This is a genomic window from Streptomyces albus subsp. albus, assembly GCF_000719865.1.
GTDB classification, from domain to species: Bacteria; Actinomycetota; Actinomycetes; order Streptomycetales; family Streptomycetaceae; genus Streptomyces; species Streptomyces albus_E.
Genome location: NZ_JOID01000001.1, coordinates 282,700 through 301,230 on the forward strand (window position 1 = coordinate 282,700; position 18,531 = coordinate 301,230).

17 protein-coding genes are annotated in these 18,531 nt (G+C 75.3%); 5 read left to right on the top strand and 12 right to left on the bottom strand.

The features are described 5' to 3' along the window. Positions 1-35: 35 nt before the first annotated feature. The 4 genes from IF83_RS0101275 to infC form a co-directional block, all read right to left on the bottom strand. Positions 36-890 carry a TrmH family RNA methyltransferase gene (locus IF83_RS0101275; protein ID WP_030542108.1) on the bottom strand — a complete coding sequence of 285 codons (855 nt, stop codon included), beginning with the start codon at positions 888-890 and terminating at the stop codon, positions 36-38. Between the two features lie 184 nt (positions 891-1,074). Then, positions 1,075-1,461: a 50S ribosomal protein L20 gene (gene rplT, locus IF83_RS0101280; protein WP_017945472.1), complete on the bottom strand. Its 387-nt coding sequence runs from the start codon at positions 1,459-1,461 to the stop codon at positions 1,075-1,077. 117 nt (positions 1,462-1,578) lie between these two features. Beyond that, a complete protein-coding gene (gene rpmI / locus IF83_RS0101285; RefSeq protein ID WP_014175142.1) occupies positions 1,579-1,773 on the bottom strand; it encodes a 50S ribosomal protein L35 in 195 nt (64 codons plus the stop codon). A gap of 149 nt (positions 1,774-1,922) precedes the next feature. Then, a complete protein-coding gene (infC, locus tag IF83_RS0101290; protein ID WP_107046676.1) occupies positions 1,923-2,570 on the bottom strand; it encodes a translation initiation factor IF-3 in 648 nt (215 codons plus the stop codon). Positions 2,571-2,931: 361 nt separating this feature from the next. Here infC and IF83_RS0101295 point away from each other — a divergent pair, with 361 nt between their 5' ends. After that, positions 2,932-3,315 carry a DUF1844 domain-containing protein gene (locus IF83_RS0101295; protein WP_030542110.1) on the top strand — a complete coding sequence of 128 codons (384 nt, stop codon included), beginning with the start codon at positions 2,932-2,934 and terminating at the stop codon, positions 3,313-3,315. Between the two features lie 282 nt (positions 3,316-3,597). Here IF83_RS0101295 and IF83_RS0101300 read toward each other — a convergent pair whose 3' ends face one another. The 4 genes from IF83_RS0101300 to IF83_RS0101315 form a co-directional block, all read right to left on the bottom strand. Next, positions 3,598-4,335 carry an MIP family channel protein gene (locus IF83_RS0101300; protein ID WP_030542111.1) on the bottom strand — a complete coding sequence of 246 codons (738 nt, stop codon included), beginning with the start codon at positions 4,333-4,335 and terminating at the stop codon, positions 3,598-3,600. Between the two features lie 57 nt (positions 4,336-4,392). After that, the gene (locus tag IF83_RS0101305) at positions 4,393-5,133 is read right to left on the bottom strand and encodes an SseB family protein (RefSeq protein WP_030542112.1); all 741 of its coding nucleotides are present in this window, start codon (positions 5,131-5,133) and stop codon (positions 4,393-4,395) included. A 519-nt stretch (positions 5,134-5,652) separates the two neighbouring features. After that, entirely contained in the window at positions 5,653-6,948 is a 1,296-nt protein-coding gene (gene mycP, locus IF83_RS0101310) for a type VII secretion-associated serine protease mycosin (protein ID WP_030542113.1), read from the bottom strand. Then, positions 6,945-7,862 (bottom strand): hypothetical protein, encoded by a 918-nt coding sequence (locus tag IF83_RS0101315; protein ID WP_208605831.1) that lies wholly within the window; start codon positions 7,860-7,862, stop codon positions 6,945-6,947. Before IF83_RS0101315 ends, mycP begins: the two co-directional genes overlap by 4 nt. A 637-nt stretch (positions 7,863-8,499) precedes the next feature. On the opposite strand from IF83_RS0101315, the gene IF83_RS0101320 reads away from it, so the two are divergent. Continuing rightward, on the top strand, positions 8,500-9,705 hold the full coding sequence (locus IF83_RS0101320) for an amino acid deaminase/aldolase (protein WP_030542115.1): 1,206 nt from the start codon (positions 8,500-8,502) through the stop codon (positions 9,703-9,705). A 103-nt stretch (positions 9,706-9,808) separates the two neighbouring features. Here the strand turns inward: IF83_RS0101320 and IF83_RS0101325 are convergent, their stop codons facing one another. The 4 genes from IF83_RS0101325 to IF83_RS0101345 all read right to left on the bottom strand — a co-directional run bounded on the left by IF83_RS0101325 (position 9,809) and on the right by IF83_RS0101345 (position 14,702). Continuing rightward, entirely contained in the window at positions 9,809-10,819 is a 1,011-nt protein-coding gene (locus tag IF83_RS0101325) for a DUF2510 domain-containing protein (protein WP_037678135.1), read from the bottom strand. Between the two features lie 84 nt (positions 10,820-10,903). Continuing rightward, positions 10,904-11,686, bottom strand: a complete 783-nt coding sequence (locus tag IF83_RS0101330) for a 3-oxoacyl-ACP reductase (RefSeq protein ID WP_030542117.1) — start codon at positions 11,684-11,686, stop codon at positions 10,904-10,906. A 150-nt stretch (positions 11,687-11,836) separates the two neighbouring features. After that, positions 11,837-13,201 (bottom strand): aldehyde dehydrogenase family protein, encoded by a 1,365-nt coding sequence (locus IF83_RS0101340; RefSeq protein WP_030542118.1) that lies wholly within the window; start codon positions 13,199-13,201, stop codon positions 11,837-11,839. Positions 13,202-13,334: 133 nt separating this feature from the next. Continuing rightward, on the bottom strand, positions 13,335-14,702 hold the full coding sequence (locus tag IF83_RS0101345) for a glutamine synthetase family protein (protein WP_030542119.1): 1,368 nt from the start codon (positions 14,700-14,702) through the stop codon (positions 13,335-13,337). Positions 14,703-14,831: 129 nt separating this feature from the next. Here IF83_RS0101345 and IF83_RS0101350 point away from each other — a divergent pair, with 129 nt between their 5' ends. From IF83_RS0101350 to IF83_RS0101360, 3 genes are all read left to right on the top strand, one after another. Continuing rightward, positions 14,832-15,611 (top strand): FadR/GntR family transcriptional regulator, encoded by a 780-nt coding sequence (locus IF83_RS0101350; protein ID WP_051722340.1) that lies wholly within the window; start codon positions 14,832-14,834, stop codon positions 15,609-15,611. Between the two features lie 459 nt (positions 15,612-16,070). Continuing rightward, the gene (gene eat / locus IF83_RS0101355) at positions 16,071-17,570 is read left to right on the top strand and encodes an ethanolamine permease (protein WP_030542121.1); all 1,500 of its coding nucleotides are present in this window, start codon (positions 16,071-16,073) and stop codon (positions 17,568-17,570) included. Positions 17,571-17,759: 189 nt separating this feature from the next. Continuing rightward, the gene (locus IF83_RS0101360; protein WP_030542122.1) at positions 17,760-18,470 is read left to right on the top strand and encodes a gamma-glutamyl-gamma-aminobutyrate hydrolase family protein; all 711 of its coding nucleotides are present in this window, start codon (positions 17,760-17,762) and stop codon (positions 18,468-18,470) included. The last annotated feature ends 61 nt before the right edge of the window (positions 18,471-18,531 follow it).

Here is an 18,531-nt window from a genome sequence, read left to right on the forward strand (position 1 = left end):
GCACCCCCTGAAGTCGGCCCCGGGCCGCAACCCTACTAGCTGAAAGTGACGGAGCGGCACCCTCCGGAAGCACGCTGCGCACGGGCCGAGGCATAGAGGCATACGGCCGCCGCGGTCGCGAGGTTCAGACTCTCGGCCTTTCCGTGGATCGGGACCCGCACCGCCGCGTCGGCGAGGGCCCGGGTCTCCTCGGGCAGGCCCCAGGCCTCGTTGCCGAAGATCCAGGCGGTGGGGCCGCCCATGGTGCCGGCGTCGAGCTCGCCGTCGAGGTCCCGCTCGCCGGCCCCGTCGGCGGCCAGGATCCGCAGCCCGGCCTCCCGCAGCCCGCTCACCACCCGCTCGACCGGTACGCCCACGGCGACGGGCAGGTGGAAGACGCTGCCGACCGAGGCCCGTACGGCCTTCGGGTTGTAGAGGTCGACGGAGGCGTCGGTGAGGACGACGGCGTCGGCGCCCGCGGCGTCGGCGCAGCGCAGCACGGTGCCGGCGTTGCCGGGGTCGCGGACGTTCGCCAGCACGGCGACCAGCCGGGGCCGGGCGGCGGCGATCTCCTCGAAGGGCGAGTCGAGGAAGCGGCAGACGCCCACCAGCCCCTGGGGGGTGACGGTCTGCGAGACATCGGCCAGCACCTCGGCGGAGGCGGTGTGGACCCGGGCCCCGCCGGCGCGGGCGGCGGCGACGAGGTCCGGGTACCGCTCGGCGGCCTCGGGGGTGGTGAACAGCTCGGTGAGGGCGGGTTCGCCGCCGGTGCGGTGTGCCACCGCCTCGCGTACGGCCTGCGGGCCCTCGGCGATGAACCGGCGCTCCTTGCTCCGGAAGTTCCGGCGGGCCAGCCGGCGGGCGGCGGCGACGCGGGGGGAGCGCGGGGAGATCAGCTCGGGGGTGCCCATGGGCGGCGGCTCGCTTCGTTCTCGGTGCGGTGGGTGCGGGCGGGGGTGCGGTGCGGTGCCGCCGGTGGGACGGTGCCCGCGGGCACGGCCGGGGCCACCCCCGTCTCCCCTGTTCTGGTCAACAAAGCGGACCCGCAGGCAGGGCCTGCGGGTCCGCTGAAGCCTCTCGGCCGGCGCCTGCGGATCAGGCAGCGGCCTTCGGGGCGTTGACGTCGCTCGGCAGCGCCTTCTGGGCCACCTCGACCAGCGCCGCGAAGGCGTTGGCGTCGTTCACCGCGAGCTCGGCCAGGATCTTGCGGTCCACCTCGACGTTGGCGGCCTTCAGACCCTGGATGAAGCGGTTGTAGGTGATGCCGTTGGCGCGGGCCGCGGCGTTGATCCGCTGGATCCACAGCTGCCGGAAGTCGCCCTTGCGCTTCTTGCGGTCGTTGTAGTTGTAGACCAGGGAGTGGGTGACCTGCTCCTTGGCCTTGCGGTACAGGCGGGACCGCTGGCCCCGGTAACCGCTGGCCTGCTCGAGGATCGCCCGGCGCTTCTTGTGGGCGTTGACTGCCCGCTTGACGCGTGCCACTTGTTTAACTCCTTGTACGGGGCCGCGGAATCGTCACACGGCCCGGATCGACGGGGTCCCGGTTGTGCGGCGCACCGCCCCGGAGCGCGTCCCTGGGGACGCCCGGGGCGGTCTGCGTCACTTGCCGAGAAGCTTCTTGATCTTCTTGGCGTCGGCCGGGGCCATCTCGGTCTTGCCGGCAAGACGGCGCGTCAGTGTGGACGGCTTGTGCTCGAGAAGGTGGCGGCGACCGGCGCGCTGGCGCATCACCTTGCCGGAGCCGGTGAGCTTGAAGCGCTTGCTGGCACCACTGTGCGTCTTGTTCTTCGGCATGTCGCCGTTCTCTCCTCGTAGGTGGCGCCTCCCCGGTCCGGGGACCGGCCTGCGGAAGCGTCAGTTGGTTCGGTTGGTGTCCGGGGCGGCCGCCCCGGACGGGTTTCCCGCGCGGGCCCACCGGGCCCGCGACCACGGGTCTCCCGGTGTCACGACGCCTCGGCGGGCTCCTCGGCGGACTGCTGCTCGCCGGCGGCGACCCCCTGGCTCTCCGCCTTGCGGGCCGCCTTCAGCTCGCGGGCCTCGGCCATCGCCTCGGTCTTCTTCTTGTGCGGACCGAGAACCATGATCATGTTCCGGCCGTCCTGCTTGGGGTTGGACTCGACGAAGCCCAGGTCCTGGACGTCCTCCGCGAGCCGCTGGAGCAGCCGGAAACCCAGCTCGGGCCGGGACTGCTCACGTCCGCGGAACATGATCGTGATCTTGACCTTGTCGCCCTGCTTGAGGAACCGGACGACGTGACCCTTTTTGGTGTCGTAGTCGTGCGGATCGATCTTCGGCCGGAGCTTCATCTCCTTGATGACCGTGTGCGCCTGGTTCTTGCGCGCCTCACGGGCCTTCATGGCCGACTCGTACTTGAACTTCCCGTAGTCCATGAGCTTGCACACGGGGGGACGGGCGTTCGCCGCCACCTCGACAAGGTCGAGGTCGTACTCCTGTGCGAGCTCCAGTGCCTTGGCAAGCGGCACGATGCCGACCTGCTCGCCACTGGGACCGACGAGTCGTACCTCGGGGACTCGGATCCGGTCGTTGATGCGGGGCTCGGCGCTGATGGGGCCTCCTCGGTTAGCACCCACGCGACCGTCTGGCGGACAGCCGCGTAACGTCTGATCTGACGACCACCGCGCGGCACGCAAAAACGCCCCGGACGGGACACAGGCGGAGCTCCGCGGAAACCGGGAGCACCGCCACGGTTCACCGCGGGGCGCATCGGCGGCGCCGCCCGGCCGCTGGCGCGGACCGAAGGCACTGCCTGACCGGTGACCCGCCGGCCGCGAAGCCGGTCAGGTGGGAGAACGGAGCCTCCACTTGTGGGTCGGTCACAGGAGTGTCCGACCGGTCGTACACCCAATATACCAGCGTCCGGGGCGCCCGTCGCACGGGCTCCGGCGGGCTCTAGGCTGAGGGCGTCCCCTCCACCGAAAGTGAAGTTGAGCCATGAGCGAGACCCCTCCGCAGCAGCCCGCCTCCGGCCCCGAGGGGCCGGGCCCCGACTTCGACAGCATGACCCGGGACATCGCGGAGGTACCCGCGGTCGAGGTGATCACGACGGTGGCGGTGCACCTGATGAGCGCGGCGGCGGTCAACCTCGGCCTCGCCGAGGAGGGCCCGGAGCACAAGGACCTGGACGAGGCGCGGAAGCTGATCACCGCGCTGGCCGGGCTGGTCACCGCGAGCGCCACCGAGGTCGGCTCGTACCACGCCTCGCCGCTGCGGGACGGGCTCAAGTCGCTCCAGCTCGCCTTCCGCGAGGCCTCGCTGGTGCCGGACGAGCCGGGCCAGGGCCCGGGCGAGAAGTTCACGGGGCCCGTCTTCGGCTGAGCCGGCCGAGGGCGCCCGGCCGGCCCCCCGCGGGCCGGCCGCGCACCGGTCAGCCCGGCGCATGCAGGCCCCCGGACGGCTCGGCACCGCAAGGCCGGGGGCCAACGGCCTTACGGTGCCGGGCCGGGGACCGGGGCGCGGGACCGGGGCCCCCGCCCGGCCCGGGCCGGGCGGGGGCCCGCCGGGCACAGCAGCCGACCCGGCCGGGGCGCCCGGGGGCTCCGGCCCCCGGCCGCACGACCCCCCGCCCCGGACCGCCCGGCGGCGAGCCCGCCCGGAGCGTCACCTCCGGCCGTGCCCGGCGTCCGCGTCCGCCGCCTCGTCGGCGATCTGCCGCGGCTCCCCGCGGGGATGCGTCACCCCGTGCACGACCGCGGCCAGCGCGCCGCCGGCCAGGGGCGCCAGGATGAACAGCCAGAGCTGCGCGAGGGCGTCGGGACCGGCGAAGAGCGCCGGACCGATGGACCGGGCCGGGTTCACGGACGTACCGGTGAGCGGAATGCCGACCAGGTGGACCGCGGCCAGGGCCAGACCCATCGCCAGGCCGTCGAAGCCGACCACCGCCACCCGGTGGGTGACGTCCAGGATCACGTAGACGAGCAGGAAGGTCAGCACCGTCTCGGCGACCAGCGCTCCGAAGGTGTTGACGCCGACCGGCGAGCGGTAGCCGTAGCCGTTGCTGCCGAAGGCGCCGCTCGTCTCCAGGCCCGGCACCTGCTTGGCCACGATGAACAGCAGCAGCGCTCCCGCGATGCCGCCCAGCACCTGCGCCACCCAGTACTCGACGGCCGCGCGCGGGGAGATCCGCCCGGCCATGAGCATGCCCAGGGTGACCGCCGGGTTGATGTGGCAGCCGGAGACGGGTCCCAGCGCGTAGGCCAGGGCCAGAAGAGTGAAGCCGAAAGTCAGGGCGATGCCGACGGTGCCGATGTACTCCGCGCCGAGCACGGCCGAGCCCACCGCGAAGAACACCAGCAGCAGCGTGCCGAGGAACTCGGATACGGCCTTACGCGTATCCATGACGCCCTCCTCACAGAGATCGTTACGACTCTCCGCATTGTGGGGCGCTTCCGGACATTACGCCTCTCGGGTGAAGAGCGGCTCCCCCGGCACGGCGGTCCCCTCCGGGAGCGGTGCCAGGTCCAGTCCGCGCACCAGCCGGGCCCGCAGCACCTCGTCGGCCGCGAGCGCGCCCGCCACCCGGCGCGTGGCCTCGCGGGGGTCCGCCTCCGGGCCGAGGACCAGCGCGAGGGTGCCGTCGGTCTCCTCCGCCGGGACGAGATGGGCGCGGACGACGCCCGGCTCGGCGGCCAGCACCGCGCGCAGCGCGTCCAGGACGGCCGGGTCCGCGAGCGGTTCGGGGCTCTCCCGGCCCTCGGCCAGCGCCAGCAGCGCCGGGCCGGTGAGCTCGTACGGCACCGGGCCGGCCAGATCCAGGACCACCGTGTCGGCCTGCTCGTGGGCGGCGGCCCGCAGCGCCTGGTGGAGCGGTACGGCGACCGGCCGGGCCTGCGGGTCCCAGCGGGCCAGCGTCTCGGTGGAGGTGAAGGCGGGCAGCGCGCGGCGGCCGCCGGGGGCCTGGAGGGTGGGTACGGCCATGTCGCTGGTCTTGTCCCGGCGCAGGCCGTCCGCGCCGGTCTCGGTCTCGCCGAGGACGGCGACGACGGGCACCAGCAGCCGGGTGCCGGGCAGCGCGGACAGCACCTCCGCCTCGGCCGCGCGGTCGCCGGCGTAGGCGGCGAGAGCGGCGGCCAGCCGGGGGTCGGCGGAGCCGTCGTCGTCGGAGAACGGGGAGTCCGGGATGTTCTTGAGGGCCACGGGTCGAGGGTATCGGCCGGGCCTGCGGCCCCCGGCGGGGGTCCGCCTCCGCCCGGGCCGCGGCCGGGGCGGGCAGTGACCGGACCTCTGCCCAGCCTCTCGCACCCCTTCCTGGTGACAACACCCCCGGCTCCCCCGCCGGGCGCAACGGTCCTGCCGGGCCCGGAGGCCGGCGGCCATCTCGCAGGACCGCCGGGAAGAACGGCGGGGGAGGCCGGCGGGCGTCGGAGGCGACCGTCGGGCTTCCGGCGCCGGAGGACGCCGGGCTCGCGACCCCGGAACGGAGGACACCGGCGCCGGGTGCGTCACCACCGGGAACGCCCACACGCAGGGTGTCACCGCGAGGGGCGCCGGGAGCGTCACCGGGGGCGCCCGCGCGGGGCGTCGGCACGGGACGCAGGGGCCACCGACGCTCTCAGAGCGTCGGCACGGGAGACAAGGGACGGTCGCGCACCCCGCCCGTCGGCACAGCCCGTCGGCACAGGGCGTCACCGCGAGGGACGCCGGCGCGCAGGGGCGTCAGCGCAGGGGGAAGAGGAGGTCCGGGTCGCGGTTGCGGCGGCCGGCGTGCCAGAGGACACCCGCGGCGGCGAGGAGGGCGCCGCCCGCTACGGCGGCGGACGCGGCCGGCAGGGCTCCGCCGCCCTCGCCGTTCCCGTCACCGGCGGGGCCCGCGCCGAAGTAGCGCTTCTCGTACGGGGCCGGGCTCGGCTTCTGCGGGCGCGGGGTGAGGTCGCCGCCGGCCCGGATCGCCGCGGCCGGGTCGACCATGCCCCTGCCGAGGGCGTCGTCGCGGCCGCCGGGGGGCGCGTCCCGGGCGGTGTCCTCCAGCAGCCGCTTGACCTGCGCGGGGCTCAGCCCGGGGTGGGCGGAGCGGACCAGGGCCGCCGAGCCGGAGACGAACGCGGCGGCGGCGCTGGTGCCCCAGCCCTCGTAGTAGCGGCGGTCCGGGTCGGCTATGACGACGTCCACCCCGGGGGCGCAGACGGTGGCGTACCAGCGGCGGGTGGAGAAGGGCGCGCGGGCGCCGAAGCGGTCGACGGCGGTCACGGCGATGACGCCGGGATAGGCGGCCGGGTAGGAGACCCGGTCGCCGTCCTCGCCGCCGTTGCCGGCGGAGGCCACCACCACGGCGCCCTTGCTGAGGGCGTACTGCACGGCGGAGTCCTCGCCCGGCTCGGGGTGCGCGGACTCGCTGTCGTCGCCGAGGGACAGGTTGATGACGTCCGCGCCCTGGTCCGCGGCCCAGCGGATGCCCTCGGCGAGCGCGCCGCCGCGGTTGCCGCGGGCCCGCTTACGGGCCGGGTCGCTGTCCTCCAGGATGACCCGCACCGGGAGGATCTTGGCGCGCGGGGCGATGCCGAGGACCCCTTCGCCGTTGCCGGGGCCGTGTCCGTGGCCCGCGATGATCCCGGCCATGGCGGTGCCGTGCCGGGCCCAGGCCCGGTCGCCGGGCTTTGCCCCGAAGCCGATGAAGTCCTTGCCCTCCAGCACCTGGCCGGTGAGGTCCGGGTGGTCGCCGTCGACGCCGGTGTCGAGAACGGCGACGGTGACGCCCTCCCCCTGGGTGGTCCGCCAGGCCTCCTCGGTGCGGAGCGCTTCCAGGGCCCACTCCTGGTCGCGTATGGAGTCGGCGTGCGCCGGGGCCGGGACGACGCCGGTGGCGGCGGTGGCCGCGAGGATGAGGACGAGCACGGCGGCGACCCGGCGCACCAGGGCGGTCAGCGGCCGGGCGGCGGGCGGACGGGCGGCGGGCCGGCGCCGCGGCCGGGTGCGGCGGTCCCCGGCAGGCGGGGTGCGGCGGGCCGGGGTCATCCGCGCTCCTTCTCTGTGGCGGCGTCGCGGAAGCCGCGTTCGACGCGGTCCGCGATGCCCCGGGCGTCGTGGCCGAGGCCGGCCTGGGCGGGCGCGGCGGTGGCGCCGTCCGCGGTGGCCTCCTCGGCGGAGAGCCGGCCGCTCGCCGTGCGGCCGTCGGCGAAGCCGGAGACGGCGTAGACGACGGCGGGGAGGTCCGGCAGCACCCGTACGGTCCAGGAGGCGCGCTGGGCGTCGCCGAAGTCCTCGGCCGGGGTGTCCGGCGCGGCGTACGGACGCGGGATCAGGTCGGCGCGGTCGCCGAGGTTCTCCCGTTCGAAGCGGTCGTGGAGCGCCTTCATCGCGGCCCGGTCGGTCCGGGTGACGACCAGTCCGACGGTCGTGACGCTGCTGCTGGTCGCGTCCACGTAGGTGGCGCGCAGCAGGCGTTCGCAGCCGGCCGGGGAGAGGACCTTGGCGAGCAGGGGATCGAAGGCGGCGGCGCAGTCGCCGTCCGGGGCGACGGCGATCCGCACCCAGGTGCGGTCGGTGCCGCCGGGGCCCGCGCCGTCGCCGGCGAGCGAGCGGGGGAAGATCGTGTCGACGGGGAGGCTGTGCCAGAGGCCCCGCGCCCGGGTGAACTGACTGTCCGCAGCGGCCTGTTCGCCGGAGTCGCCGGTCAGCCAGCTGCCGGCGGCGGCCCCGCCCAGCAGGCCGAGGCCGAGGACGAGGCAGCCGGCGACGGCGGCGGTGCGCACCGGCGGCCGTATCCGCGTCAGCCGTTCGACGACCGCCCGGGGGGTGAGGCGGCGGAGCCGCTGCCGGAGCGGGAGGCGGGGGAGCTCGCGGTCGCGGCCGTCCTGCCGGCCGCCGTCCCAGTTCTCCCAGTCCTCCCAGGCGAAGCGGGGCCGGGGCGGGGCGCCGGACGCGTCCACGCGGTCCGGCGCGGCACCATCTCCGGGCTCACCGGCCGAAGGCCCCGGGGGAAACCAACTCGCTCCCGGGGCAGGCGAATCCCCCGGCGTGCGCGGCGGCTGTTGGGGCTGCGGCGGCACACTCTGCCGGGCCGACGTGCCGGACGCGTCCCTCCGGCCCGACGCGGCACCACCGCCGGGCTCACCGGCCGGGGACGCCGGAGGAAACCAACTCGCCCCCGGCGCGGGCGCATCCCCCGGCGTGCGCGGCGGCTGCTGCGGCTGCGGCGGCACATCGGGCCGGGGCGGGCCGGGGACGCGGACGGAGCGCGGCCGGCCGGGCGGAGCGGCGGGCGGGCCGGGCCACGGCGGTGTGCTGCCGGGCGGCGGTGGCGGAAGATCCTCGGGCTGCCGGGCGGACGCGCGTGGGGCCTCGGCGCTCATCCGCCCCCCTTCGGTTCGTGCTCGCCCGGGCCGCTGGTCACCGTGCGGGGCAGGCTTGTTCATGGTCGGTCGTGCCACCGGCGGCCGGAAGGCCGTGGCATGGGCGTCACTCTACGACGCGGAGCCGATGGTGCGGCAACCGATGCGGATGCTTGGCCGGTTTGCCCGGGCCGTCCCCCTACCCAGCGGTAATGCCGTCTGGCAGGGTGACCGCATGGCCGCCCCGCACCGAGACCGGGCCCGCTACGACCGGGCCACCGACCGTTTCGACGCCCCTCTGGCGATCGTCGACCTGGCGGCTTTCGACGCCAATGCCGCGGATCTCGTCCGCCGCGCCGGCGGCAAACCGCTCCGGGTGGCGTCCAAGTCGGTGCGCTGCCGGGCGCTGCTGGACCGGGTGCTGGCCCGCGAGGGCTTCGCCGGGGTGATGTCCTTCACCCTGGCCGAGTCGCTGTGGCTGGCCCGCTCCGGGGTGACGGACGTGCTGCTGGCGTACCCGTCGGCGGACCGGGCGCGGTTCGCCGAACTGACGTCCGACCCCAAGCTCGCGGCGGCGGTGACCGTCATGGTGGACGATCCCGGCCAGCTCGATCTCATCGACGCGGCGCGGGCCGGGGACGGCCGCGAGGAGGTGCGGGTCTGCCTGGAACTGGACACCTCGCTGTGGCTGCTGGGCGGGCGGGTCCGCATCGGGCCGCGCCGCTCGCCGCTGCACGCGCCGGAGCAACTGGCGGAGCTGGCCCGCTCGGTGGTCCGCCGCCCGGGCTTCCGGCTGGTGGGGCTGATGGCGTACGAGGGACATGTGGCCGGGGTGGGTGACGCGGTCGCGGGCAGGCCGCTGCGCTCCCGTGCGGTGCGGCTGATGCAGGCGGCGGCGCGGCGGGAGCTCGCGGCCCGGCGGGCGGAGGCGGTGCGCGCGGTCCGGGACGTGGCGCCGGAGCTGGAGTTCGTCAACGGCGGCGGCACGGGGAGCGTGCAGCACACGGCGGCCGAGGAGGCGGTGACGGAGATCGCCGCGGGCTCGGGCCTGTTCGTGCCGCGGCTGTTCGACCACTACACCTCCTTCCGGGGCCGTCCGGCGGCGCTCTTCGCGCTGCCCGTCGTCCGCCGCCCAGGGCCCGGGGTGGCGACCGTCCTGGGCGGCGGCTACCCGGCGTCCGGAGCCGCGGGCAAGGACCGGCTTCCGGTGCCGCACCTCCCGGAGGGCCTGCGCTACGAGCCGCTGGAGGGCCCCGGGGAGGTGCAGACACCGCTGCTGGGCCGGGCCGCGGACGAGCTGCGGATCGGTGACAAGGTGTGGTTCCGGCACGCCAAGGCCGGTGAACTGTGCGAGCGCTTCGAGGAGTTGCTGCTGGTCGAGGACGACCGGGTGGTGGCCTCGGTGCCGACCTACCGGGGCGAGGGGCAGACCTTCCTCTGACCCGCCCCCGCCGGTCCCGCCGGCTCCGCTCCACAGGCGCGGCCCGGCCCGGCGGCGTCGCGACGGCCGGCCGGAGCCGGCCCCGCCCACGGGGGCCGGCCGCTCAGACCTCGCGTCCCGCCGTGCCCCCGGGCGCGGTCAGCGGTTCGACGCCCGCGGTGATCGCGTCCATCTCCGACACGTCCGGCGCCTTGTCACTGGCGTCGAAGCCGAACCGGATGACCACGAACTTCTCCGGGTCCAGCGGCGAGGGGAAGGCGACGGACTGCACGAAGCCGCCCGCGCCCTCGGCCGTCCCCAGCTTCCAGCGCACCAGATGGCCCTGCTCCCCCGCGACCGTGACGGGCTCGGACTTGACCTCCTTGCGCGAGGTGATGCCGCCGTAGGCGTCGCTGCCGGTGCTGGGGCTCTTGCCGTAGGAGGCCTCGGCGTTCTTCGCGATGTCCTCCTCGGCGACGCCCTTGGCCGTGGTGGCCTTGTAACCCTCCGCCGCCTGGGAGTTGACGCCGCCGCGGACGCACTTGAGCTTCTTGTCGCCCGGGCAGGGGTACGGGCCCGTGGTGAGGCCCGCGCCGTTCGAGCCGCTGCGGCCCTCCCAGCCCTCGGGCACGGGGAGGTAGATCCCGTTGAGGGCGTCCATGGCGCGGTCGCCGGAGCCGGGCGGGAGCTCCCCGCCGTCCGGGCCGCCCTCGCTCTCGCTCTCCTCCGGTGCGGACGGCGACGGCGTGGGCGTCGGCGTCGACGGGGCGGAGAAGCCCGGTCCGGGGGAGGACGCGGTGCCGGAGCCGTCGTCGCCGTCCAGCAGGGCGATGCCGCCGGCGATGGCCGCGACCAGGACGACGGCCGCGGTGACCAGCACGGTGACACGCACGCCGCGTGAACCGCCGGAGGACGGCTGCCGGTCCCGGATGCCGTACGGGGGCAGATCCGGCGGTTCCGGCGGTCCGAAGCCGCCGCTGTCGCCGAAGCCGCCGAAGCCGCCCGGCGGCGACGCGGCGGCCGCCTGTGCCTGCCGGGTGAGGTCGGTCCAGCCGGAGCCGTCCCACCAGCGTTCCAGGGCCGGGCCGCCGCCCGTGTGTCCGGGGTCGGGGTACCAGCCGGGGGGTGTCGTCATGCTCACGCGATCAGCCTACGGCGGACGGTTACGGTTCGTACACCAGTCCTCGCTCCCGGCGGACCGCCGCACGGCCCGGCCCGCCTAGAGCGGAGTCACGTACGCCCCCGCGATCCCCCCGTCGACCAGGAACTCCGCCGCGTTGACGAAGGAGGAGTCGTCGCTGGCGAGGAACGCGACCGCCGCGGCGATCTCCTCCGGCTCGGCGAAGCGGCCCACGGGAACGTGCACCAGCCGGCGCTCGGCCCGCTCCGGGTCCTTGGCGAACAGTTCCTTGAGCAGCGGGGTGTTGACCGGCCCGGGGCACAGGGCGTTGACGCGGATGCCCTCGCGGGCGAACTGCACGCCCAGCTCGCGGGACATGGCCAGCACGCCGCCCTTGGAGGCGGTGTAGCTGATCTGGGAGGTGGCGGCGCCCATCCTGGCGACGAAGGACGCCGTGTTGATGACCGAGCCCCTGCGCTGCCGCCGCATGTAGGGGATGGCGTACTTGCAGCAGAGGTAGACGGAGGTCAGGTTGACCTCTTGGACACGCCTCCAGGCGTCGAGGCCGGTGGTGAGGATCGAGTCGTCCTCGGGGGGTGAGATCCCGGCGTTGTTGAAGGCCACGTCGACCGAGCCGTAGGTGTCGTACGCCGTCCGGAAGAGCGCCTCGACCTGGCGTTCGTCGGTGACGTCCACGGCGGCGAACACCCCGCCGGTCTCGGCGGCGGCGGCCTTGCCGGCCCGCTCGTCGATGTCCGCGCAGACGACGTTGGCGCCCTCGGAGGCGAGCCGGCGCGCGGCGGCGAGGCCGATGCCGCTGCCCGCTCCGGTGACGACGGCGGTGCGGCCGGGGAGGCGGCGGCAGAGGGGCTGATCGGTCACGGCGGTTTCTCCTCGCTGTCGGTGCCGGGGTGGCGGGGGCCGGGAGTGGCGGGGGCGGAGGGCGGTGGGACGAGGGTCCGGGTACGCGCCGGCGGCCGGTGCCGGGGGCGCCGCCCGGTGCCGTGAGGCAGGCCGGGCGGGTCAGGCGGGTCAGGCGTCCTCCGTGCTGATGAACACGTTCTTGGTCTCGGTGAAGGCGGCCAGCGCCCCCGGCCCCAGTTCCCGGCCGATCCCGGACTCCTTGTAGCCGCCGAAGGGGGTCGTGTAGCGCACACTGCTGTGCGAGTTGACGGAGAGGTTGCCGGCCGCCACCGCGCGGGAGACCCGCAGCGCGCGCCCGGTGTCGCGGGTCCAGATCGAGCCGGACAGTCCGTAGCGGGTGGCGTTGGCCAGCCGCACCGCCTCCGCCTCGTCCTCGAAGCGCTGGACGACGGCGACGGGACCGAACACCTCCTCGACGGCGGCGCCGCCCGCCCCGGCGGACTCCAGGACGGTCGCGGGATACCAGAAGCCCCTGCCCGCGGGGGCCGTGCCGCGGATGGCGGCGGGCGCGTCCTCGGGGACGAAGGACCGTACGCGCTCCCGCTGGGCGGCCGAGATCAGCGGGCCCATGAGGGTGGCGGGGTCGGCCGGGTCGCCGGCCGTGAAGGCGTGCACGGCGGGTTCGAGCAGTTCCATGAACCGGTCGTAGGCGGAGGCCTGCACCAGGATGCGGCTGCGGGCGCAGCAGTCCTGGCCGGTGTTGTCGAGGAAGGAGCCGGGGGCGGCGGCCGCGGCCCGTTCGAGGTCGGCGTCGGCGAAGACGATGTTGGGGCTCTTGCCGCCGAGTTCCAGCGTCACGCGCTTCACGTGCGCCGCGCACCGCGCCATGACGGACTTCCCGACGGCGGTGGAGCCGGTGAAGACGACCTTGGCGACGTCCGGGTGTTCGACGAGGGCGTTGCCGGCGACGGGCCCGGTGCCGGGCAGTACCTGGAAGAGCCCCTCGGGCAGCCCGGCGTCGAGGGCCAGTTCGGCCAGCCGCAGGGCGGTCAGCGGAGTGGTCTCCGCCGGTTTGAGGAGGACGGCGTTGCCCGCCGCCAGGGCGGGGGCGGTGCCCCAGGCGGCGATGGGCATCGGGAAGTTCCACGGGGCGATGACGGCGACGACGCCCAGCGGCTCCAGGAAGGTGAGGTTCACCCCGCCCGCGACCGGAATCTGGCTGCCGGTCAGGCGTTCCACTCCCCCGGCGGCGTAGTCGAGCAGGTCCCGCGCGTTGCCGGCCTCCCAGCGGGCGTTGCCGATCGGGTGCCCGGCCTCGCTCACCTCCAGCCGCGCCAGTTCCTCCAGCCGCCCGTCGACGGCGGCGGCGAAGCGGCGCAGCAGCCGGGCCCGGTCGGCGGGCGCGAGGGCGGCCCAGGTGCGCTGGGCCGCGGCGGCCCGGGTCACGGCGGCGGCGACGTCCTCGGCGGTCGCGGCCGGGACGGTGGCGACGGTCTCCTCGGTCGCGGGGTTGAGTACGCGAAGCTGGTGCACGGCTGTCCGCTCTCCCCGGGGCGTGGCCGCCCCTGTCGTGCCGGTTCTGTGCTGGTGTCCTGATGTGCCGGTGTGGACTGTCGGCGTCCGTCCTCGGTGCGCGGCCGCCGCGGTGTCCGGCCGCCGGCGCGGGTCACATCCGTTCGAAGGAGCGGTAGCGCTCCCAGTCGGTGACCGCGCTGTCGTACGCCCGCTGCTCGACGCGCGCCATGGTGAGGTAGTGCTCGACCACCTCGTCGCCGAACGCGGCGCGGGCGAGCGGGCTGGCCTCCCAGCGGTCCGCGGCCTCGCGGAGGGTGGTGGGGACGTGCTCGGCGTCGCCCGCGTAGGCGTTGCCGGTGCAGGGCTCGCCCGGGTCGAGCTCGTTCTCGATGCCGTACAGCCCCGCGGCGATCATGCCGGCGACGGCGAGATACGGGTTGACGTCCCCGCCGGGCAGCCGGTTCTCCAGCCGGTGGGAGAGGCCGTGCCCGATGACGCGCAGCGCGCAGGTGCGGTTGTCCGGCCCCCAGGCGACGGCGGTGGGCGCGAAGGAGCCGGGCCGGAAGCGCTTGTAGGAGTTGATGTTGGGGGCGTGGAGGAGGGTGAAGTCGCGCAGGGCGGCGAGCTGTCCGGCGAGGAAGTGCCGCATCGTCGCGGACATGCCGTAGGGACCGGAGTCATCGGCGAGGACGGGGCGGCCGGCGCTGTCGCGCAGCGAGAGGTGGATGTGGCAGGAGTTGCCCTCGCGCTCGTCGTACTTGGCCATGAAGGTGAGCGCCACGCCCTCCTGGGCGGCGATCTCCTTGGCACCGGTCTTGTAGACGGAATGCTGGTCGCAGGTGGTGAGGGCGTCGGCGTAGCGGAAGGCGATCTCGTGCTGGCCGAGGTTGCACTCGCCCTTGGCGGACTCGACGACCAGGCCCGCGGCGGCCATCTCGTTGCGGATGCGGCGCAGCAGCGGCTCGACGCGGCCGGTGCCGAGGACGGAGTAGTCGACGTTGTACTGGTTGGCCGGGGTCAGCCCGCGGTAGCCGCTGTCCCAGGCCTCCTCGTAGGAGTTCCGGAAGACCATGAACTCCAGCTCGGTGCCCACCTGGGCGGTCCAGCCGCGCTCGGCGAGCCGGTCGAGCTGGCGGCGGAGCACCTGGCGCGGCGAGGCGGCGACGGGGGTGCCGTCGTGCCAGGTGAGATCGGCGGTGAGCAGGGCGGTGCCCGGATTCCAGGGGGTGCGGCGCAGGGTGGAGATGTCGGCCGTCATGCGGAAGTCGCCGTAGCCGCGCTCCCAGGAGGCCATGGCGTAGCCGTCGACGGTGTTGAGGTCGACGTCCACGGCGAGGAGGTAGTTGCACCCCTCCGAGCCGTGCTCCAGGACCTCGTCGAGGAAGAAGGGGGCCGCGAACCGCTTGCCCTGGAGTCTGCCCTGCATATCGGTGAAGGCGAGGACGACGGTGTCGATCTCGCCGCTGCCGGCGAGCCGTCGCAGCTCCTCGACGGAGAGCGGTGGGGTGCGTCCTGCCACGGTGCGTCCTCCTGGGGGTCCGGAGCCGGTCCGGGACGCGGGGCACCGTGGGGAGGTCGCCCGCCGTGCCGCCGCGTCACCGGAGGCCATAAGGTATCGGCCGAGACCATTGGCTGGGAAGAGGTGGCCATGAGCGGGGACGGGACGCCGGGCGCGGACGCGGAGAGCCGGAGCGCGGAGGCGGAGGACCGGAGCACGGACCGGCTGGCGCCGGTGCTGCGGCCCGTGCGGGCGGGCAACGGCTTCGAGGAGGCGCTGGAGCAGATACTCCAGGTGCTCCGGCTGGGCCTGGTGCCACAGGGCGAACGGCTGCCGTCGGAGCGGGAGTTGGCGGGGCGGCTCGGCGTCAGCCGGGTGACGCTCCGCGAGGTGCTGAAGGTGCTCGCCGACCAGGGGCTCGTGGAGAGCCGCCGCGGCCGCTACGGCGGAACGTTCGTCCTGCCGGGCCCCGGGGCGGGCGGCGGCGCGGAGACCGGACCGCGGCGGCGGATCGCGGAGGCGGACGTCGAGGACACGCTGCGCTTCCGCGAGGTGCTGGAGGTGGGCGCGGCCGGCCTGTGCGCGGCGGACGGCCTCACCGGCCGTTCCGCGGACCGGCTGCGCGCCGCTCTCTCCGCCACGCGCGACGCGACACCGGCGGACTACCGGCGGCTGGACACCCTGCTCCATCTGACGCTGGCGGAGCTGAGCGGCTCCCCCACCCTGGCCGCGCAGTACGCCGCCGTCCGGGCCTCCCTGAACGACCTGCTGGACCGCATCCCGCTGCTGGTGCGGAACCTGGAGCACTCGCAGCGGCAGCACGCGGCGCTGGTGGAGGCCGTCCTCGAGGGCGACGCGGACGGCGCGCGCGAGGTGATGCGCGAGCACTGCGCGGGCACGGCGTCGCTGCTGCGGGGCTTTCTCGCCTGAGCGGCGGCCCGCGCGCTCGGCGCCCCGCGCGTCCGGGCGCCCCGGCTCGCACGACGCCCCGACCTCCTGTCGGCCTGACGGCCTGACGGCCCGCCAACGGTGAGCGCCGGCCGGGCAACCAGCGACGCCGGCCATCCACCGCGTCAACCACCCGTCCGTCAACGGCGCGACGCCCACCCCGTCAACCCGCCACCACGCGCCCGTCACACCCATGGGCCGGTCGACCCGGCGTCCCCGAGCCGAAGGCACACGACGGCCGGCAGGAGTGGCGCCTCCCGGAGCGACGGCCGCCGCGCCGCTCCCGCATGCGGTCCGGTGAACGCGGGCAGACATGGCCCGTCGCCGAACGCGCGGGCGCGCCCCGGTGTTTACCGGCGGTTAACGCACGCCCCTTGCGCACGGCCGCTCACCGGCGCAATGGTATGGCGCTGAACCATTGCCCCCAGGCAGGAGCGGCTCATGGCCGACGGCATCGACTCGCGTCCCGCGACCCCCACCACCGCACCGCCGGGCGACGTCTCCCCCGGCCCCGGCGCACCCGGACACCCCGCCCACCACGGCTATCTGGAGCGGCGCTCGCTGCGCCAGGGCAGCGCCGGCTGGCTGCTGCTGACCGGCCTCGGCGTCGCCTACGTCGTCTCCGGCGACTTCTCCGGCTGGAACTTCGGCCTCGCCGAGGGAGGCTTCGGCGGACTCGCCGTCGCCACCGTCCTCATGGGCCTGATGTACACCTGCATGGTCTTCTCCCTGGCGGAACTGGCCGCGATCCTGCCCACCGCGGGCGGCGGCTACGGCTTCGCCCGGCGTGCCCTGGGCACCTGGGGCGGCTTCCTCACCGGCACCGCGATCCTCATCGAGTACGTCCTCGCCCCCGCCGCGATCTCCATCTTCATCGGCGACTACGTGGAATCCCTCGGCCTCTTCGGCCTGGAGTCCGGCCGGCCGCTGCAGCTCGCCTGCTTCGTGGTCTTCGTCGGCATCCATCTGTGGGGCGTCGGCGAGGCCCTGCGGTTCAGCTTCGTCGTGACCGGAATCGCGGTGGCCGCCCTGCTGATCTTCGCCGTCGGCGCGTTCACCGAGTTCGACGCCTCCGGCCTCAACGACATCCCCGCCGACCCGGACGCCTTCGGCTCCAGTTCCTGGCTGCCGTTCGGGCTGCTGGGCATCTGGGCCGCCTTCCCGTTCGGCATGTGGTTCTTCCTCGGGGTGGAGGGCGTGCCGCTGGCCGCCGAGGAGACCCGCGACCCGGCCCGCACCCTGCCCAGGGCGATGGCCCTGTCGATGGGCGTCCTGCTGCTGCTCGCGCTGATCACCTTCCTGGCCGCCACCGGCGCGCGCGGCTCCGCCGCCCTCCAGGACGCCGGAAACCCGCTGGTCGCCGCCCTGCAGGGGGACGGCGACCCGACCCCGCTCAGCCGCTTCGTCAACTACGCGGGACTGGCCGGCCTCGTCGCCTCCTTCTTCTCCCTCGTCTACGCGGGCTCCCGGCAGCTCTTCGCCCTCTCCCGGGCCGGCTACCTCCCCCGCTTCCTCTCCCTCACCAGCCGCCGCAAGGCCCCCTGGCTCGGGCTGCTCGTGCCGGGCGCGATCGGCTTCTCCCTGGCCGCGGCGACGGGCGACGGCGCGCGGATGCTCAACGTCGCCGTCCTCGGCGCCACCATCTCCTACGCCCTGATGTCGCTCTCGCACATCGTGCTGCGCCGCCGCGAGCCGGGCCTGCCGCGGCCGTACCGCACACCGGGCGGCGCGGCCACCTCCGCGGTCGCGTTCGTCCTGGCCTGCTCGGCGCTGGTGGCGACCTTCCTGGTGGACCAGGACGCCGCGCTCATCGCCCTCGGGGTGTACGCGGTCGCCGTGGCCTACTTTGCCTTCTACAGCCGCCACCGGCTCGTGGCCGCAGCACCGGAGGAGGAGTTCGCCGCGCTGGCCGCCGCCGAGGCCGAACTGGAACGCGACTGACGGCGGCCGTTCCGGCCGGGGACGGTCCGGGGCGGGACGAGGCCGGAACAGGAACCGGACAGGGACGAGAACGCCACCGGACAGAACGAGGGCCGGAAGCGGGGTGGGCGGAGGCCGGGCCGTACCGGCCCGCCGCATCCGAACCCGCGCGCCCGGACCCGGACCGCCACCGACAGGAGGAGCCCGACCGTGCCCGAGCCCAGGCCGCTGATCGGCGTGAGCACCTATCTCGAAGCCGTGGCGCGCTGGGGCGTCTGGGAGCAGAGCGCGGCTCTGCTCCCGTCCGGCTACCACCGGCTCGTCCAGCGCGCGGGCGGCCTCGCCGCGATGCTGCCGCCGGACGAGCCGGCCGCGGCCGCCGCCGTGACCGCCCGGCTCGACGCCCTCGTCGTCGCGGGCGGCCCCGATGTGGAACCCGTGCGGTACGGGGCCGCCCCGCACCCGATGACCGGACCGCCCGCCCGCGAACGGGACGCCTGGGAGACCGCCCTGCTGGAGGCCGCCCTGGAGTCCGGCACACCGGTGCTGGGCATCTGCCGCGGCATGCAGCTGCTCAACGTGGTACTGGGCGGCACGCTGGTCCAGCACCTGCCCGAGACGGCCGGGCCCGGCTGCGCGCACGGCGGGCCGCCCGGGGTCTTCGGATCGCATGTGGTGAAGCCGGTGCCCGGAACCCTGCTGGCGCGGGCGCTGCCGGAGGCGGTCGCCGTCCCCAGCTACCACCACCAGGCGGTGGACCGGCTCGGCCGCGGGCTGGTCCCCTGCGCGTACGCCGAGGACGGCACCGTGGAGGCGGTCGAACTGCCCGGTGCCGCGGGGCTGGTGCTCGGCGTGCAATGGCATCCGGAGGCCGGTGACGATCCGCGGGTGATGGCGGCCCTGGTCCGCGCCGCACGCTGACCGGACGGCGCGCGGCGACCGGCCCGTCCGGCCGCACCCCCGTGAACGGCCGGACGGGCCG